This is a genomic window from Paraburkholderia sp. SIMBA_030 (genome assembly GCF_046535245.1).
Lineage (GTDB): Bacteria > Pseudomonadota > Gammaproteobacteria > Burkholderiales > Burkholderiaceae > Paraburkholderia.
Map to the genome: position 1 here is coordinate 1 of NZ_JAWRXB010001140.1, position 252 is coordinate 252.

General features: G+C 58.7%; 1 pseudogene. It reads left to right on the top strand.

Going from position 1 to position 252, the window contains the following annotated elements:
- Positions 1 to 252, top strand: a pseudogene (locus tag SB772_RS43595) (NAD(P)/FAD-dependent oxidoreductase); the annotation flags it as partial.

Here is a 252-nt window from a genome sequence, read left to right on the forward strand (position 1 = left end):
GGCTTGACCGTCAATCACCTGGGTCAACTCTGCGTACGTCGCACGCTTCAAACGGAGCTTGACGAGCACGTCTTCGCCTTTGGCGGTTGCGCGGCTTGTCCGTGGTTGGGTTTCGAGCGCAACGTCCCGCCTCGCGCCCAGGCGGCTCATCAACAGGCCTCATTCTTGTTGAAGGCACTTGCACGACGAGTTGATGGTCGTGAGCTTTCTGAATTCGCCTACCGTGATTTTGGCTCGCTCGTATCGCTCGGT